This is a genomic window from Bacillus sp. FSL K6-6540 (assembly GCF_038007545.1).
This window is the reverse complement of sequence record NZ_JBBOXH010000001.1, coordinates 1,151,566-1,168,318: the sequence shown is the minus strand read 5'-3', so window position 1 is coordinate 1,168,318 and position 16,753 is coordinate 1,151,566. Positions and strand designations below refer to the sequence as shown.

At 49.6% G+C, this 16,753-nt stretch carries 16 protein-coding genes; 6 read left to right on the top strand and 10 right to left on the bottom strand.

The window, feature by feature from the left end; genetic code table 11:
* Window positions 1-77: 77 nt before the first annotated feature.
* From MHH82_RS05045 to MHH82_RS05030, 4 genes are all read right to left on the bottom strand, one after another.
* Complete coding sequence (locus tag MHH82_RS05045; protein ID WP_012819133.1) at window positions 78-1,067, bottom strand: inorganic phosphate transporter; 990 nt, start codon at window positions 1,065-1,067, stop codon at window positions 78-80.
* 14 nt (window positions 1,068-1,081) lie between these two features.
* Entirely contained in the window at window positions 1,082-1,696 is a 615-nt protein-coding gene (locus MHH82_RS05040; protein WP_012819132.1) for a DUF47 domain-containing protein, read from the bottom strand.
* Window positions 1,697-1,927: 231 nt separating this feature from the next.
* The gene (locus tag MHH82_RS05035) at window positions 1,928-3,001 is read right to left on the bottom strand and encodes a DUF3048 domain-containing protein (RefSeq protein ID WP_445661990.1); all 1,074 of its coding nucleotides are present in this window, start codon (window positions 2,999-3,001) and stop codon (window positions 1,928-1,930) included.
* Between the two features lie 404 nt (window positions 3,002-3,405).
* Entirely contained in the window at window positions 3,406-4,395 is a 990-nt protein-coding gene (locus MHH82_RS05030) for a zinc-binding dehydrogenase (RefSeq protein ID WP_340963899.1), read from the bottom strand.
* A 131-nt stretch (window positions 4,396-4,526) separates the two neighbouring features.
* On the opposite strand from MHH82_RS05030, the gene MHH82_RS05025 reads away from it, so the two are divergent.
* From MHH82_RS05025 to MHH82_RS05010, 4 genes are all read left to right on the top strand, one after another.
* Entirely contained in the window at window positions 4,527-5,381 is an 855-nt protein-coding gene (locus MHH82_RS05025; RefSeq protein ID WP_036661893.1) for a LysR family transcriptional regulator, read from the top strand.
* A 287-nt stretch (window positions 5,382-5,668) separates the two neighbouring features.
* Window positions 5,669-6,205, top strand: coding sequence for a DoxX family protein (locus tag MHH82_RS05020; protein WP_012819127.1), 537 nt, complete (start codon window positions 5,669-5,671; stop codon window positions 6,203-6,205).
* Between the two features lie 259 nt (window positions 6,206-6,464).
* Window positions 6,465-6,989, top strand: coding sequence for a DoxX family protein (locus MHH82_RS05015; protein ID WP_036661895.1), 525 nt, complete (start codon window positions 6,465-6,467; stop codon window positions 6,987-6,989).
* A gap of 1,065 nt (window positions 6,990-8,054) precedes the next feature.
* Window positions 8,055-8,594, top strand: coding sequence for a DoxX family protein (locus MHH82_RS05010; protein WP_009592282.1), 540 nt, complete (start codon window positions 8,055-8,057; stop codon window positions 8,592-8,594).
* A gap of 956 nt (window positions 8,595-9,550) precedes the next feature.
* Here the strand turns inward: MHH82_RS05010 and MHH82_RS05005 are convergent.
* The 6 genes from MHH82_RS05005 to MHH82_RS04980 form a co-directional block, all read right to left on the bottom strand.
* Window positions 9,551-11,428: a M56 family metallopeptidase gene (locus MHH82_RS05005; protein ID WP_340963890.1), complete on the bottom strand. Its 1,878-nt coding sequence runs from the start codon at window positions 11,426-11,428 to the stop codon at window positions 9,551-9,553.
* Window positions 11,428-11,841 carry a BlaI/MecI/CopY family transcriptional regulator gene (locus MHH82_RS05000; RefSeq protein WP_012819123.1) on the bottom strand — a complete coding sequence of 138 codons (414 nt, stop codon included), beginning with the start codon at window positions 11,839-11,841 and terminating at the stop codon, window positions 11,428-11,430. The genes MHH82_RS05005 and MHH82_RS05000 overlap by 1 nt, the downstream gene beginning before the upstream one ends.
* Before the next feature lie 227 nt (window positions 11,842-12,068).
* Window positions 12,069-12,809 carry a hypothetical protein gene (locus tag MHH82_RS04995; RefSeq protein WP_340963885.1) on the bottom strand — a complete coding sequence of 247 codons (741 nt, stop codon included), beginning with the start codon at window positions 12,807-12,809 and terminating at the stop codon, window positions 12,069-12,071.
* A 336-nt stretch (window positions 12,810-13,145) separates the two neighbouring features.
* The gene (locus MHH82_RS04990) at window positions 13,146-13,922 is read right to left on the bottom strand and encodes a DODA-type extradiol aromatic ring-opening family dioxygenase (RefSeq protein WP_340963883.1); all 777 of its coding nucleotides are present in this window, start codon (window positions 13,920-13,922) and stop codon (window positions 13,146-13,148) included.
* Window positions 13,923-13,999: 77 nt separating this feature from the next.
* Complete coding sequence (locus MHH82_RS04985; RefSeq protein ID WP_012819120.1) at window positions 14,000-14,827, bottom strand: alpha/beta hydrolase; 828 nt, start codon at window positions 14,825-14,827, stop codon at window positions 14,000-14,002.
* Window positions 14,828-15,134: 307 nt separating this feature from the next.
* Window positions 15,135-15,389, bottom strand: a complete 255-nt coding sequence (locus MHH82_RS04980; RefSeq protein WP_012819119.1) for a hypothetical protein — start codon at window positions 15,387-15,389, stop codon at window positions 15,135-15,137.
* A gap of 266 nt (window positions 15,390-15,655) precedes the next feature.
* Here MHH82_RS04980 and MHH82_RS04975 point away from each other — a divergent pair, with 266 nt between their 5' ends.
* The gene (locus MHH82_RS04975) at window positions 15,656-15,991 is read left to right on the top strand and encodes a PadR family transcriptional regulator (RefSeq protein ID WP_009592352.1); all 336 of its coding nucleotides are present in this window, start codon (window positions 15,656-15,658) and stop codon (window positions 15,989-15,991) included.
* Between the two features lie 2 nt (window positions 15,992-15,993).
* Window positions 15,994-16,656 (top strand): DUF1129 family protein, encoded by a 663-nt coding sequence (locus MHH82_RS04970; protein WP_036661906.1) that lies wholly within the window; start codon window positions 15,994-15,996, stop codon window positions 16,654-16,656.
* Window positions 16,657-16,753: the final 97 nt, after the last annotated feature.

Sequence of the window (16,753 nt, the reverse complement as noted above, 5' to 3'; positions counted from 1 at the left end):
TCTTTTAAACAAAAAAAGCCAATCGATTCCTGATTGGCCCCACAACTATCCGTTTCTCTATGTGTAATGATTCATGTCTAGAAAAGAATTTTAAAGATGACTCCTGCCAGTACGGCCGTAATCGGAATCGTAATAAACCAGGTTACCACGATGCGTCCTGCCAAGGACCATTTTACGGCGGAGAAGCGTTTCGCCGAGCCTACGCCGAGAATTGCCGACGTAATGGCATGCGTCGTACTGATCGGCAAGTGAAGCAATGTTGCCGAGAAAATAACGGAAGCGGCCGAGAAGTCAGCGGCGAACCCGTTGATCGGCTCGATTTTGAATATTTTCGTACCCATGGTCTTGATGATCTTCCAGCCGCCTACCGACGTACCGAGCGCCATGGCTGTGGCTGCAGAGACTTTAACCCAGAAGGGCACTTCCATCTCCTGCAATTGACCGGACGTCACGAGAGCAAAGGTGATGATACCCATCGCCTTCTGCGCATCGTTGGTACCATGCGTAAAGGACTGCAGCGCTGCCGTAAAGATCTGCATCGTACGGAAGCCTTTGTTTACCGTATGCGGACTGCGCTTGGCAAAGATGACCTTGAGCAGCTGCATGACCAGATAACCGATCACGAATGCGATAATCGGCGACAGGACCAACGCGAGCACGATGTCCTTAAATCCGCCGTAATTCAGCATGTCGCTTCCCGCACCGACGAATACTGCGCCGGCCAATGCCCCGATCAGGGCATGGGAAGAGGACGAAGGCAATCCGAACCACCAGGTAACCAGGTTCCAGATGATTGCTGCAAGCAATGTTGCAATAACAACCTCGATCCCGTTATCCAGCTTGGTCGGATCCGCGACGCTGCCGCCGATGGTTTTGGCAACGCCCGTGAACATCATCGCGCCGACGAAGTTCATGCTCGCTGCGAGCAGTATGGCTACCCGCGGCTTCAGGGCCCGGGTCGATACCGACGTTGCAATGGCATTCGCCGTATCGTGGAACCCGTTGATGAAGTCAAATGCAAGCGCCAAAAAAACAACTATTACTAATACTAACATCGTTGTATCCATTGTTCAGGACTCCCTTACGAGTTGCGCATAATGATGGATTCCAGCATATTTGCCACGTCTTCGCAGGTGTCCGTGGTCGTCTCAAGACGTTCGTAAATCTCTTTCTTTTTGATCAGCAGAATCGGGTCAGAGACGGTGGCAAACAGATCCTTGATACAGATCCGCAGCAGCTCGTCGCCTTGGTTCTCCAGATCGTTCAAGCGGATCGTGTATTCACGAATCGCCAGAAGTTTCTTCTGGGAGAGCAAATGAATGGCTTTCTGGATTTCATAAGCCGATTGACGCAGAATCTCTGCAAACTGCACCATGTACTCGTCAGGCTTGCCCAGCTGATACATATAGAAACGGGATGCGGTCGCTTCCAATCCGTCCATTACATCGTCCATGCTGGTTGTCAGGTCCATGATGTCGTCGCGTTCGATTGGCGTAATAAATGTTTTGTTGAGTTCAGTAATGATGGTATGCGTGTAGGTATCACACTGCGACTCGTACTTCTTCATTTCGTTGGCAAATTCAAGCACATCTTCAAGATTGGAAACGTGCTGCGAAAAATAGTCTGCGGCTTGTACCACCGTATCGGCCATATTCTCCAGCGTTTGGAAGAATATATCCTTTTTCTTCATTTTCATACTCTTAACCCCTTTTTTCGATAAATTGCCGCGAACGCCCTGAAAAGATAGACAACCTTGACTATCTTATCACATCCATGGCAGGGTGTGTATAGAAAAGTAACACTCAAAAATGTAAGGAACTAACAAAACAGAAGATGCATGGATATCCCTTCGATTCCCTTGCCTATTAACATCTCCGTATGCGTGCAAATTATCCCGAAACGGCAGGCTGATTCGCTGCCTCGAATTCTAGGGATTCGAGATCGTCACGTGGCTTTCAAAAGAAGGCGTGTTGGGCACAATGTTGAAATATGTCGTTCCCGGAACCAGCGGCACTTCCTTGCCGTCCTTCACGAAACGGATCGCATCGCCCGCAGCGCGTACCCACTGCCCGTTGATGACTTCCCCGCGCTGGAACAGCATCGCTTCCCCGCCCGCTTCCACGTTCACGGCAAGCCGGCCCACGTCATCCAGCACCTTATGGTCCGCCCCCAGCACGATCACATTCGCGGCCTCCAGCTGAACGTTATCGTTGAGATCCACATGCGGCGATCCGTTGATCGACCGTTTGTACGTGTTGGAGGAACCGTCATATTGATAATCCACGACATAGCTGTCCAATAAAAATTTGATTTCTACCTTCTCGGCAGCCTCCCCCGAAATAACCTCAACCGGTTCAGTGCCCTCTTCACCATCGGCGCTTGCAGCGATCGCCTCCGGATAGAACGTATACTCTGGCACCTTCACATCGTTGCCGTAATTCAGCTTAGCGGCTCCTTCACGAAGCTTCTCGTCGCTGGAATACAGATTATGCGGCGCTTTACGGTCCTTGGCTCTCCAGAAGTAGGCGCCTGCATTCCCGATTTCGTCCATGTCCTGCTTGCCTTGCCTCTGAATGATGCTGTAGGCTTCCGGGCTTCCTCCCGCATGCACCAGAACGCCGCCGTAGCTCTCGCCAAGATTGATCAGATACGGTCGAATGCTGCGAATCGGCCCGATCTTCTCAATGTCGCTCTGGCTTTGGAAAATGCCGATCAGCCGCGTAATTCCTCCCTCCGCCAGCACTTCATACACCATGTCCGCTTGACTGAGACCCGACTGCGGCCTAGCGGCTGGTGCGTTATTGATCATAACGGCCAGCGGACGCTGCGTCAGTGACGCTTCTAACGGCAATCCCGTCAGAGGTGCCTTATATGGAGAAGAGGTTTCCTCCTGAGGCACTTCGACCGGCTGCTCGACCGGAGCTTCCACCACTGGTGCTGGCGTTGGTTCCGCCTGCTGTTTACCGCCGCTGCAACCGGACAACAGCAATACTGTCGCCATGGACAACAAGCTTGTCCTCCACGCATATTTTCGGAAAGACAAAGACCCTTTGCTAAACATATTGTTTCCCCCTATGAACGCTCCCATTACTTATTACCCTAAATTTCCAACCCACTTACCCGAATTTTCCAACCGACGTTTCAACTTTAATTTACATTTAATCACAAAATCCGTGCTTTGTCTGTATATAGAAGAGATACTATCCTTTAATGAATCACCTTGACAGCATGGCCTTGGCAGCAGTTCCAACTCAAACCATGGTGAGGTTCTTAATGACCCGGTTTGTGACATAAAAAAGTCTCTTAGAAGGCATACGTACAGTGCGTATGCCTTCTAAGAGACTTCCTGCTTCCATCCATTTATTTAGCCGCAGAAGTTTCCGAAGGGAAACGAGAAGCCGACTATCATTCGATCCGCAAACCAATATTGCCAAACTGCTCGCCCGCCGTCATCCGCCGGAACGCATCCAGAATCTCATCCAGCGGGTACATCCGGTCGATCAGGGGCGCAATGGTGTGCTCCTCCATGAACCGAAGCATCTCTCCGAACTCCTCGCGGCTCCCCATCGACGTACCGATCCAGGACAGCTGCGGAAAAAATAAAGCCCTCAGCGGGACCTCGACCGCGTCGCCGGAGCTGGCCCCAAAGCTGACGATCCGCCCATTCGGCTTGATCACTTCCAAGTATCGGGGAAAGGTTGCCGGACCGATACTATCCAGAATCACGTCCACCTTCTCCCCTTGCAGCTCTTCGTTCCAATCCCCGCCGCTCGAAAAAGCCCTATGCACGGAATAGCGCCGCGCTTCTTCGAGCTTGGCTTGGCTTCGGGAAGTGACGCTGACGACAGCCCCCGCATTCTGGGCCATGAGCATGGCGTAGGTTGCAACCCCGCCTCCTATACCTGGTATAAGCACATGCTCGCCAGGCTTGATATGCGCCCTCGTAAACAGCGCACGGTAGGCCGTTAGCGCGGATAAAGGCAGTACTCCCGCTTCCTCCCATGTCAGGTATGTTGGCTTTCTGAAGGCATTGTCCGCTGGGATGACGACCGTTTCAGCAAACGTACCGTCCGTGGGTCCGCCCAGGATCTGCGGCACCACCGGGACCTCTTCGGTGTTATCCCAACCGATCGTCGGATGGATGATGACTTCCGTGCCGACCGTCAGACTCCCCACTCCTTCACCTACGGCATCAATGATGCCTGCGCCGTCTGAGCCCAGAATGAGCGGTGCATCCGCCGCATGACGTCCCTTCATCAGAAACAGATCGCGGTGATTGAGTCCGGCCGTCTTTAAACGGACCCGGATCTCACCAGGGCCCGGTTGTTTCGATTCCATATTGCCGACCCGAAGTCCGTCCAGTCCGCTCCGGCCGCGATGAATGGCTGCTTTCACATGAATCTCTCCCCTTCTTCCGGCTTGTGTAGGCCATGTTAGGTTCAATTGTATAGATCGCCTCGGAGCATGTAAAATGAGTAGTATTGAATATGGCATTCAGTCAGAATGAAGTCAGGATGGTGAGACTAATGGAAAGCGGAGATTTACGGATATTCCGCGCAGTAGCGGAGGAAGGCAGCATTACGCGGGCGGCCCAACGCCTGAAGTATGTTCCCTCCAACGTCACGGGCCGGATCCGCCAGCTGGAGGACAGGCTCCAGACAGCCCTGTTTATCCGAAGCAATCGAGGGATGGATCTGACCCCGGCCGGCGAGCGCCTGCTTGGATACACGCGTCAAATTTTAAATTTGCTGGATGAAGCGGAGAAATCCGTGCAGGCTGAGGATACGCCGCGGGGACCGCTACGAATCGGTGCGATTGAATCCACCGCCGCTGCATATCTGCCAGGACGCCTGGCCGACTATTATGCCCGTCACCCCGAGGTCAGCCTGTCCCTCACCACGGGCAACTCCAGCGTGCTGATGCAGCAAGTGCTGGACCGCGAACTGGACGGCGCTTTCGTGTACGGACCTTTGACGCACCCTATGCTGAAACAGATTCCTTCGTATAATGAGGAACTGGTACTCATCTCCGAATCCGGAGCGGCAAGCCAGCAGGAGCAGTTGCAGAAGCCGATGCTTATTTTGTCGACAGGCTGCACTCACCGATCCAGAGTGGAGCGCCTCCTGGCCGAAGCTGGCGTTCAACATCCGCAAATCATAGAGTTCGGTTCGCTCGAGGCCGTGTTAGGCGGGGTTGCTTCGGGTCTCGGCGTAGCGCTTCTCCCAAGGTCCAATGCCGTTTCGCTTTCCAACGAGAAAAACATTGCAGCCATGACACTGCCGGAGTCCTACCGCGAGGTCGTGGTATATTTTATCTATCACCGCGACGTGCCACTAAGCAGCGCCCTTCGAGCTTTTCTGGAGCCGGAGAATCAAAAATGATTGAAGTTTGACCCTCAAAGCGGGCACATCGGATCGAATAACCACAGCGAGAGAATCCCTGCACTCCTGAAAACGAAAACGATTGACTAATCTAGTCAATGGGAGGATTAGATTGAATGTTCACAACTTTGTGATATTTATCACGTGTATTGTGAATATTTTCACTTATAATAAAGACATAGAGAAGGTGATCACTTCCCAAGGCAACATGAACAAACAACATCGGCATCAGAAACAAGCAATTATGTTAATCCAAAAAATTAAAACTCATTTAAGGAGTGGTTTATATGTTTAACAATTGGCTGAGAACAAACAAAGTGGCAATGTGGTTACTGACATTCATCCGGGTCTACATCGGGTATGAATGGATGACGGCAGGTTGGGGCAAATTGACGGGCGGATTCGAAGCAGGCGGATTCCTGCAAGGCGCGATTGCCAAAGCAGCCGGCGATCACCCCGCCGTCCAAGGCTGGTGGGCAGCGTTCCTGGAGCACGCGGCACTGCCGGGCGTGAAGCTCTTCAACTTCATCATCCCGCTCGGTGAGTTCCTCGTCGGTGTCGGACTGATCCTCGGTACCTTCACCACCTTCGCTGCCCTGATGGGTCTGGTCATGAACGCCGCGTTCCTCTTCTCGGGCACCGTGAGCACCAACGCCCAAATGCTGCTGCTTGAAGTGCTGATCATCGTTGCTGCTGCCAACGCCGGTAAAATCGGTCTCGACCGTTGGGTTCTCCCTTACCTCCGCGGCCTGTGGAACAAAATGACGCACCGTGATCATGAGCCAAAAGCGCCGACGACTCATCTAAAAAAACGCACCGCTTAACTTCGTAACGATCCATGCAAGACGATGGAGAACTCGGTTCTCCATCGTCTTTTTTTCATACCAAGAACCTATGCCAAATCACAGTCTATGCGAATACTGTATTTAAATACAGATTTTTGCAAATATGAATAATTTGTGATGATGCGACATTATATAGATCGTTGCTGTTTTTTCAGCTTCCGTCGCGCTTACGAATTTCAAATTTGCAAAAATCTGAAAACAAAAAAGAGAATGATTATTCATTGGAGGAGTGGTGTTGATGTTTATTCAATGGTTGCAATCCAGCAAAATCGCGATGTGGCTGCTGACGGTCATTCGGGTGTACGTCGGGTATAAGTGGTTGTCGGCAGGCTGGGGCAAGTTAACGGGAGGTTTCGATGCGAGCGGATTTATGCAAGGGGCCATCGCCAAATCCATCGGCGAAAATCCGGCGGTTCAAGATTGGTGGGCCGTATTCCTCAAGCATGCCGCACTCCCCGGGGTCAAATGGTTCAACGTCATCATTCCGCTGGGCGAATTCCTCGTCGGGCTCGGCCTGATCCTCGGCTCGTTCACCGTGTTCGCGGCACTGATGGGACTGGTGATGAACTCGGCGTTCCTCTTCTCCGGTTCGATCAGCATCAACGGTCAGCTTCTGCTGCTCGAATTCCTGATTATCCTCTCAGCGGCAAACAGCGGTAAGATCGGCATCGACCGTTGGCTCATGCCTTATCTTCAGAATAAATTCACGCGCAAAGCGAAAATCAGCAGCGACTCCTCCCCTCTGCAGAATCAGGCAGTCTGATTTATAAGGAATGCGGGAGTAAAATAGAATTAAAAAGTAATTCAGAGTGATCTCAAGTTAGATCGTATCCGGTCATACGCTTCTCGTCAGCTAAATTCGCGTCCCATAGCTAAATCCATCTCGTTTCTTCTTCCTAACAGTAAGATTTGAATGTTTCTCCTCTATCCGTACTTTTTCTGCTTGCCTTTTCAATAAGTCATCGGGTGACCGCGGCCACCGGTACCGGTCATCCGTGTTTTATAAGCGGTTTTGCCTAGTAATACATTCACGACGAACCTCATGGTCCAGGGAATGGCATCTCCCAATGCGTTACGCATTATCTACTCGCTCCAGGTACTAGGTGCTTTTTTACGCTTACTGCTAACAGCTAGCTGAGTTTTCGCTGACGATTTACTACTCCGCTTGCTGATTTTGCATTTACCACTTCCTATTTTGCATATCATTTACTGGATATGTGCCTACTCCATGCAGCTTTTTCTTATCACTTACCGGTTTACGTCTACTGCATATTGCTTTGCTTATTACTTACTGGCTTTATACGTAAAACTTACTTATGCTCTGCTGATTGATATTGGTTGTGCGTGTGTTTCTTACCGTTTGATGTCTTTTGCTTTATTCTATTTCTTCTGCCATTTGAACACTTTGCCTTACTTATTACATACTGGTTACTGCCACTACATACAGTTCTGCTCATTGCACATTTCTTACTATTTACTACTTATTTCCCTCCTACAATACTCCAAACAACCATGCTAACATCACGTATCATACTGGTTAATCTCCATCACACCCCGTATTTTCTCCTAAGCCTCTACATATACTGCTCCTATTTCTCCACCCCTTTCACCTGTCACTCCCCCTGCCAACTCACGAATTTAAAGTTTTTTATGATTTTTATCACTAATGTGATTTAAATCACATATATTGTGATTTATTTCACTTATAATAAAGACATGAAAGAGATGATCATCTTCCTAAAGAACAACATCACAGAACTTCAACATCCGAGAATTGGCAAGGAAGCTTTCATAAAAAAGAAAATCATACTTTTAAGGAGTGGTTTATATGTTTAACAACTGGCTGAGAACAAACAAAGTGGCAATGTGGTTACTGACATTCATTCGGGTCTACATCGGGTATGAATGGATGACCGCAGGTTGGGGTAAATTGACGGGCGGTTTCGAAGCAGGCGGCTTCCTGCAAGGCGCGATTGCCAAAGCTGCCGGCGATCACCCCGCCGTCCAAGGCTGGTGGGCAGCGTTCCTGGAGCACGCGGCACTGCCGGGCGTGAAGCTCTTCAACTTCATCATCCCGCTCGGTGAGTTCCTCGTCGGTGTCGGACTGATCCTCGGTACCTTCACCACCTTCGCTGCCCTGATGGGTCTGGTCATGAACGCCGCGTTCCTCTTCTCGGGTACGGTGAGCACCAACGCCCAAATGTTACTGCTTGAAGTGCTGATCATCGTCGCTGCTGCCAACGCCGGTAAAATCGGTCTAGACCATTGGGTTCTCCCTTACCTCCGCGGCCTGTGGAACAAAATGACGCACAGAACAACGAAAGGCGACGGCACCACCCACACACCTTTCAAAAAACAAACCGCATAACATTGTAAGCAACTGAAACCTAAACAACTAACCTATTGATTAAACAACCCGACTTGAGCAATCAAGCCGGGTTGTTTTTGTTGTGGCACGTTGGAGTTACGGCATATCACCTCGTGTTTTAGCATACGTTTGGGTTTTGGCATGCTGCTCATGCTTTGGCATATGTCTGAGCTTAGGGTTTTATTTGAGCTTTGGCATACGTCTGAGCTTTGGCATTTGTCTGAGCTTTGGCATACTGCTGAGCTTTAGCTTACGTTTAAGCTTTAACATACGTTCGAGCTTTAGTATACGTTCGAGAGTATACGTTCGAGCGTTGTGCTTACGTTCGAACGTTAATTTATACGGCACTAACTAACTACTTACAATTTTAGCGGACTCAGCGGACCTTATTTTGATCAAAACCACCTTTTCTTTAATGCTAACGGACCAGAGATCCGTTATTCTCCGAATTTGGCCTTCATATTACGTGATATCCGCTATTTAACGGATCGTGTGTCCGATAGATCCCCCAATTGCGAGCAAAAAGCAAAAATAGCGGATCTGAGGTCCGATACGGCCAGGCCGTAACTCGTGTGACATACAACTTGGGAGCCTACGAACACTCTCAGAGCGCTGCCTGGAAAGCCAGGCTTTTTCATGCAATCGCATTTTTGGCATTTCGAATCATGATTTACGAACCGCTAAATTCCTCAAAATTGAAAAGTGGGCTCTATTTTTTGACCGCAAATAAAGCCAATGGGATCAGGTCTTCATTCGTCAACGGATGTCCCGGATCGGTTGTGATGCTAAATGACTTGCCGTTTTCAATCCAGAAAAGCAAGTTGATTATATATTCCTTTCCCAGTTTGGATTCTCTTCTTTCGGACTGCAGAAAAATCATGATCAACAAAAGAACCCATGCAATCCTATTTACAGGACTGCATGGGCCTATCGCGCAAAATAGCTAGCTCAAAATGTTATTTCTGCACCGCTGCTTTCAGAATTTCAACCTTCTGTTCCTTGGACATATCCCATGTGGTTGAAATGCTGTATTCGAAGCCGCCTTCATGCCAAAAAACGTATTTTGGATAGATATCCGCCGGTAAGTCATCCTCAAAGAAACCTTTTTTCTTACTTCCTTCTGAGTCCAACGTATATTTAGAAATGGCCAGCGTGTCTTTCCCGTTCGTATATTCAAGACGGATGGTTGCCGCCTCTTTCCAGTCTATCTTTTTCGCGTAGACGGGTTTTCCGCTCTTCTTGCCTTCGGACCTTACTTCATCAAGGAACTTTCCTTCGGTTGGACCTTCAATTCTCGCTTTGGCAAACTTATATCCTTCCGGCAGGTTGGCAGGCTGCTCCAGGATGGAACCTTCCAGCGTGGAAGCTCTTTTCAGGTAGTCCTCGTAAGCAGAGAATTTTTCTATTCCTCCCCAATAACTTAGGTCGAATCCGCTGTTAAGATCCTTATATTTATGATACAGAACGTACATATCACCAGTCTCTTTACTTAGTTTCTTCACTCGATTGGTCTCATCTTCGATATACTTCTTTTCCTCTGGAGTTAGAGCCTTGGCTGCGGCTTCTGCTTTTTTCCGGGCCTGTTCCATTTCTTTCTTGTAAAGCTCGCGGTCTATATCCCCCTCGGGATAGATCATATCCTGATCATTATTCACGGCAGCTTTTGAATCCTGTTCCGATTGCACTGGAGCTTTTTGCGGTACGTTCCCCGCATTGCTTTCCTTTGCATTAACCAACGTCACGCTTCCAAGCGCGAGAATCATTCCCAGCCCCAAAATGGACAGGCGGTAGGATTTTTTGTTAAAATGCTTAATCATTTTAAGTCTCCTTTTCATTTGTTTATGCGTGGCGGACAGGCCGGCAAGCCCCGGCTGGCGATGGTATCCTGAAAAATGCTCCAACACATGGATGATCGTTTGTCCGTATGCATGGTTTTGCTGCGGGCTCATCCGATCCAAGACGCATGCATCGCAAGCCATCTCCTGGTCTTGCCTTGCCTTATGTACGGCTAGCCATAATAACGGATTAAACCAGTGGATGATCAGGATGATATGCATCAACCAGTTCACTGCCACATCCCGCCGCTGAATATGCGCGAACTCATGCGCAAGAATATATTGAAGCTGCTCCTGTTTCAATGTGATGAGCAGACTTGGCGAAATGACGATCGCCGGCTTACTATAACCGACGACGGCAGGTCCGGAAATTCGCTCGCTGGCCAAAAACTGAACTTTTCGTTTCACGCCTAATTGCTGTTTCGTCTCGTGAAACACTGCCGATAAATAAGGCGTATCCATTTTTCGGCCCGCGCGCAGGGCTTGTTTCAATCGAAGCTGGTCGTAGACCGTTTTCGCGGCAAGAATCAGCACGCCCGCAAGCCAAACCGACATCAATATATTGGTGAAACCTATTTGCTTGAACCCATTCCACCCAAAGCGGCTCTCCTGCACGGGTCCTGATTCAAGGGATGGAGCAGGTACTTCCGAAGTTCCGCCTGCTTCCAGATTTAAAGAACTCTCAGCGCGAACCAGCGCTTCGCTTATTCTCCCCGTTTCCATCCAGAGCGGTGGAACTTGAGTTTGTTGATGAATGCCGGGCACGATGGCCTCCAGAGACAACACATTGTATAGGCTAAGCGAAGATTCCGGGGCCCAAGGGAGCAGCAAGCGAATGGCCACAGGAAACCAAAGCCAGTATCTCCATCTGGCTTCAATCTTGTTTTTTAGTAGAAATTGCAGGATCAGGACAAGGACGATCATGATGCCGGCCATGAACGATCCGCGAATGACCCAGCCGAAAAACAATAATAAATTTTCATGCAATGTATGACTCATCAGGGCTCTCTCTTTTCTGCTTCCCCGTCGCTGCTGTTCTCGTCAAACAAAGCCTTCAGATCCTCGATTTCTTGCGCATTCAGTTTTTTATCCTGCAAAAAGTTGGCCAGCATTGGCTTTAAGGCCCCCCCATAAAGTTTTTTCATGAAGGATTTGGTTTCAGACTGCAGATACTCCTGCTCGCTGATGATCGGATAAAATAGTTGGGTGCGCTTTGAACCCTTTTCCAGTTTCGCACCCGCTGCTTCCTTCTGCACCAGACGACTGAGGAGCGTCCGAGTTGTATTGGGGTTCCACCCCATCAGATCCGTCATTTTCTTTACGACCTCGCTGGAAGGGCAGTCCGGATTAGCCCACAATACGCGCATAATTTCCAGTTCTGCATCCGTAATCGGTGGTATTTGATGATTCATGCATGAAACCTCCAATGTTAATTCAATCAAACTACATGTGTAGTTATGTTAATGCTACGATTGTAGTTTGATAATGTCAACATGTTTGGTGAAGAAAATTTTCTTGGTTTAGTTACATGCAGTATACTTGTACCGCTTGTGGGCATGTTGATCTGCAAAAGAACTCATGCCATCCTATTTCTAGAGCTGTATGGGCTTGTCCGCAAGACCTATAGCAGACGCAGAAGTTATTTTTTCACCGCTGCTTTCAGAATCTCGATCTTCTGTTTCCTGGACAGATCCAATGAGGTTAGTGAAATACTGTATTCAAATTTGCCGCCATCATTCCAAAAAACGTATTTTGGAAAAACATGCGCCGGCAGCTTATCGTTAAAGAAACCTTTTTTCTTGCTTCCCACCGAATCTACCGCATACTTGGAAAAGCCCAGCGTGTCTTCTCCGTTCGTATATTTAAGACGGATGGTTGCCACTTCTTTCCAATCTATCTTTTTCATGTAGATGGGCTTTCCGCTCTTCTTGCCTTCGGCTCTTACTTCATCAACGAACTTCCCTTCGATCGGGGCTTCAATGACCGCTGTTAAGAACTTATATCCCTTTGGCAGGTTCGCAGGCTGCTGCAGAATGGATCCTTTTAGGGTTGAAGCTTTTTTCATGTAGTCCTCGTACGTAGTGAATTCATGCACCCCTCCCCAATAGCTAATATCAAATCCGCTATTTAACTGTGGGTATTTATGATACAAAACATACATATCACCCGACTCTTGGGTTAACTCCTTTACTCTCTGGATCTCTTTTTCGATAAACTTTTTTTCCTCTGCAGATATAGACTTGGCTGTTGCGGCTGTTTTTTTAACAGCGGATGCTTGGGCTTTCTTGACGGATTGTGCCTCCGCCGCAAGGTTTGCGGAAGAACCCAATAATAGAATGCTGCTTAAGGTCGCGATTGCTACTTTCGTTGCTGCTTTCATTTGGTAATGCTCCTCTCCTATAATCTTCATTAATAAACTACAGCTGTAGTTACAAATCAATACTACAATTGTAGTTCAATAATGTCAACACGGTTTGTGCAGAAAAATTTTTGGGTTTGGTTGAATACAAAAAATAGCCGAGGCGCCTGCGGATCATGGCAAAAAAAAACATGCAATCTTATTTCAGACTGCATGGGCTTGTGTATAAGACCTATGGCGCTACGTTCTGGTTCTCCAGCACCCGCACAGCGGGTGTTTTTTGTTTCACACGTTTCACGCGCTCAAACAGCCCAAACACAACAAAAGCCGAGCTTGTGATCCAAGCTCGGCTTCTCATTATTCGAATGACCAGCAGTTCAGACTCAAACTGCCATATTGGTAAGATTGAAACAATCGCTTTGCCTTGCGGCCGTTGTCCGCAGCCCCCATCGCATAGAACAAGGGGACAAAATGCTCCCGTCCGTAGGAAGGTACGGCGTCGCTGGTATGAGGCGCTTTTTTGTCATACGCAAACAGATTGTGCAGGTCCCAATTCGACAGCTGCTCCGCAACCCATTCGTCGAATTCAGCTGCCCATGCATCCGGCTCATCGCTCTGATGCACCATCCGCAGATTGTGCACCAAGCCGCCGCTGCCGATAATCAGAATGCCTTCATCACGCAAATCGGACAGCATCGCACCGATGGAATATTGTTCGCTTGGTGAGCGCTTGGAGTCCACGGACAAGGCCACCACAGGGATATTCGCATCGGGGTACATTTTGCGCAGAATGACCCATACCCCATGGTCCAATCCGCGGCCGGTTACGGCTTTGGCGTGCAGATTCTTTGCCTCAAAACGCTGACGGATCTGAGCTGCCAGCTCCGCACTGCCTCGGGCAGGGTACGTGATCTTGTACATTTCTTCCGGAAATCCGTAAAAATCATGCATGGTTCCATGCTCGGCGTCCTCAGTCAACCGTTGATCCGGATCGTCCCAATGGGCAGAAAATACCGCAATACCTCTAGGTGCAGGCAGCTCCCGCCCCAACTGCTCAAGGAAGCGGGTGTACTCGTTGTCCTCCAGGGCCATCATCGGCGAACCATGGGCAATAAATAAAGCAGGTAACGTCATCGATGCCACCTCCAGCTTCAAAATCAAGGGACAACTCTATTGTACCGTTAAATCGCCCATTATGCCAAATAACTCCCTTAAATCATCCAGTTCTGCCATTCCTGCTGAATGTTCTCCTGCCCGTTTAACCAATCCCGCGTCCGCTCAAGGAGCAGCTGGCGCTGAGGTCCGGCAGAGTACGTGTGATCGGCCTGGAAAATAATCTCCTTGTCGCAGCGGCCTTCCTGACGCATCCAGAACACCTTTTGAAACAGGAAAGCGTAGTCCACCGGAATCACCTCATCCGAGGTACCATGGACGACCAGCACATTGCCCGTAAACTTGATCGCTTCCTGGAATGGCTGCCCCTGAGCCAGCGAATCGAAAAAGACCGGGGTAAACGAGTATCCCAAATAATCGGCGGAACCCGACTTAACCGAGGTGTCGTACACGTCGCGACCGGTGATTTTGACGATATCGTTGAACGGGTATCCTACCGCAGACCACAGAATCAGATTTTTCACCCGGCGATCGCGAACGGCCGTCTGCAGGGCGACGGCGCCGCCCAGGCTATGTCCGAGGAGCGTGATTCGCGTCGGATCGACATCCGCGCAGCTGAGTCCGTAATCAAGAACGGAACGCGTCTGGGCAATCATCGAGTCGAGTCCTTCGCTGCCGTAATTGCCCGAGCTTTCCCCGCATCCGATATAGTCGAAACGGATCACCATGTACCCGTCTTCGGCAAACTCGCGCGCCGTTTTGACAAACAACCGATCCACGCCGATCCGGCTTCCCACAAAGCCATGGCAGATGATGACCAGCGGGACCCGATTGCACCGGCTTCCGTGAGCCGATTCCTTCAATGGGTAATGGATGGTTGCCGTAAGTTCCTCTTGATTATGCCGGATTGTAATTTGCCGCTCCATGCCGATTCCTCCTTGCGATAACGCGCCGTAATCATAATATTAATAATTCCGATAAGATTAATATGAATTAATTAAACTTATCTTAGCATCGTGATTATGGATTGTCAACGCAATTGAGCATCGGCAAACGCAAACTGAGCATAGGTGTGACGGTGCGATGAACGCTGAATTGGCGGTATGCAGCGAGATTCAGCCTATTTAAAGCTGGCGGTTAAGAAACGGCCATTCTGCCCTCTACCTGTATTACGGACTAACGTAGCATCCGTTTGCCAAGTCGTTCATCCCGCTGACGCCCGCACCTCCAGCCTTACTCGTAACTCTGGCGAAACATCGCATGAGTTTCTTCGCGCCCGCTCCAATCGTTCATCCAGGTCTTCCCGACCGGATCATTCTCCCATAAGGATGCGGCGGAGAGATCATGGTCCTCACGCTCGGAGACGAATTCTCCTTCAGGCTGGGCCGGTGTCACATCCAGAGCACCGCTGTTTGCGATTACCTCCTGCCCTTGTACCGGCACAGCGTCTCCTCCGTGCAATTCATCGTCAAAAAAGCTAGCGCTCATCTGAGAACTCCTCCTTCTTATCCCTGAATGATCAGGGCGTTGTGTATAGATTCAGAATGCTTATTATTGTGAAATAGGAGCCGGAGAATTATACCTTGTTCACGAAGGTGACAAGATTCAGCAGCACTACCTTGCATTGCAAGCATGTTGTCTGCTATCATATATTGCATAACAAGGTAGTCTGCTATCGTGCCTACTCGCAGCCCAGCCCTTTGCGCCTCACTACCTTGCATTGCAATATACCTGAAGGAGGAATTCCCACATTCATGACCACCCAAAGTCAAATGCTAAAAGGCATTCTCGAAGGCTGCATCCTCTCGCTCATGGAGCATCGGGAGGTTTACGGTTACGAGCTCAGCACGCTGCTGGAAGACAGCGGGCTAACGTTTGTGAGCGAAGGCAGCATCTATCCCCTGCTGCTGCGCATGCAGAAAGAGCAGCTCATCGAAGGCACCCTACGGCCCGCGCCCGGTGCCGGGGGACCGCCACGCAAATATTACAATCTGACCGATAAAGGCCGGCAGGTTCTTCAACAATTCAAGGAACATTGGGGAACGCTTAAAGATAGTGTGGACCACATTTTAACCCGCGGAGGACAGTAAAGATGAATACCAAACAGATGATCAAAGAGAACAACCGACTCCAGGATGCCATGAAGCCAAACAACCTGAGCTATTACCAAGACATGGTGGTCTATATCCGCAGCAGCTCCGTGCAGGAGCAAAAAGGCGAGGAGCTGCTGCTCGAAATCGCCCAGCACCTGCTGGACGCGCAAGCCAAAGGCAAAAGCGCCGAGGAGGTATTCGGCAGCGATCCCGAATCCTACTGCAAGGAGCTGGTCGAGCAGCTGCCAAAAATGAAAGGCCTCAGCAGCCTCCAATTCCATCTCATGATCCCGTGGGTGGCCTTAACCTGGTTTTTCTTCGTTCAGGCTCTGGTCGGGTTCATCACGATGTGGGCCGGGGGTCCGGTCGAGCGCATGACGCAGGTACGCATATCGACCCTGATTCTGATCGCAGGCGGTTCCTATGTGCTGATCCACGCTTTGCTGAGATGGATGAAGAACGACACCTTCAAGCCGGACGCAGACAAACGCAAGGTGAATGCTCGCAATATCGGGATTTATGTCGCCATCACGGTAGTGATATTGGTAGCGGGCGTGTGGCTGGGACGGCTGCTGCCGGTGCTGACGGTTGCGCCATGGATCAGCCTCGTCATATTCCTGATCGGAATCGCAGGGACCAAACTTCTTTTTTCGAGCAAATAATACAAACTCGTCATGAATTCGCGGGCGGCGCTTAACAAAATCTTTAATATTTTTTCGTTCTTTGTAAACTAATGTTCTATAGAAGATGATAGGATAA

Excerpts from the sequence above, each read along its gene's own strand:
- MHH82_RS05020 (WP_012819127.1), top strand. The coding sequence starts at position 5,669 with ATGTTTAACAATTGGCTGAGAACAAACAAAGTGGCAATGTGGTTACTG.
- MHH82_RS04975 (WP_009592352.1), top strand. The coding sequence starts at position 15,656 with ATGACCACCCAAAGTCAAATGCTAAAAGGCATTCTCGAAGGCTGCATC.
- MHH82_RS05025 (WP_036661893.1), top strand. The coding sequence starts at position 4,527 with ATGGAAAGCGGAGATTTACGGATATTCCGCGCAGTAGCGGAGGAAGGC.
- MHH82_RS05040 (WP_012819132.1), bottom strand. The coding sequence starts at position 1,696 with ATGAAAATGAAGAAAAAGGATATATTCTTCCAAACGCTGGAGAATATG.
- MHH82_RS05000 (WP_012819123.1), bottom strand. The coding sequence starts at position 11,841 with ATGAATCATCAAATACCACCGATTACGGATGCAGAACTGGAAATTATG.
- MHH82_RS04990 (WP_340963883.1), bottom strand. The coding sequence starts at position 13,922 with ATGACGTTACCTGCTTTATTTATTGCCCATGGTTCGCCGATGATGGCC.
- MHH82_RS04980 (WP_012819119.1), bottom strand. The coding sequence starts at position 15,389 with ATGAGCGCTAGCTTTTTTGACGATGAATTGCACGGAGGAGACGCTGTG.
- MHH82_RS05035 (WP_445661990.1), bottom strand. The coding sequence starts at position 3,001 with ATGGCGACAGTATTGCTGTTGTCCGGTTGCAGCGGCGGTAAACAGCAG.
- MHH82_RS05010 (WP_009592282.1), top strand. The coding sequence starts at position 8,055 with ATGTTTAACAACTGGCTGAGAACAAACAAAGTGGCAATGTGGTTACTG.
- MHH82_RS05015 (WP_036661895.1), top strand. The coding sequence starts at position 6,465 with ATGTTTATTCAATGGTTGCAATCCAGCAAAATCGCGATGTGGCTGCTG.
- MHH82_RS05045 (WP_012819133.1), bottom strand. The coding sequence starts at position 1,067 with ATGGATACAACGATGTTAGTATTAGTAATAGTTGTTTTTTTGGCGCTT.
- MHH82_RS04985 (WP_012819120.1), bottom strand. The coding sequence starts at position 14,827 with ATGGAGCGGCAAATTACAATCCGGCATAATCAAGAGGAACTTACGGCA.
- MHH82_RS04970 (WP_036661906.1), top strand. The coding sequence starts at position 15,994 with ATGAATACCAAACAGATGATCAAAGAGAACAACCGACTCCAGGATGCC.
- MHH82_RS05005 (WP_340963890.1), bottom strand. The coding sequence starts at position 11,428 with ATGAGTCATACATTGCATGAAAATTTATTATTGTTTTTCGGCTGGGTC.
- MHH82_RS04995 (WP_340963885.1), bottom strand. The coding sequence starts at position 12,809 with ATGAAAGCAGCAACGAAAGTAGCAATCGCGACCTTAAGCAGCATTCTA.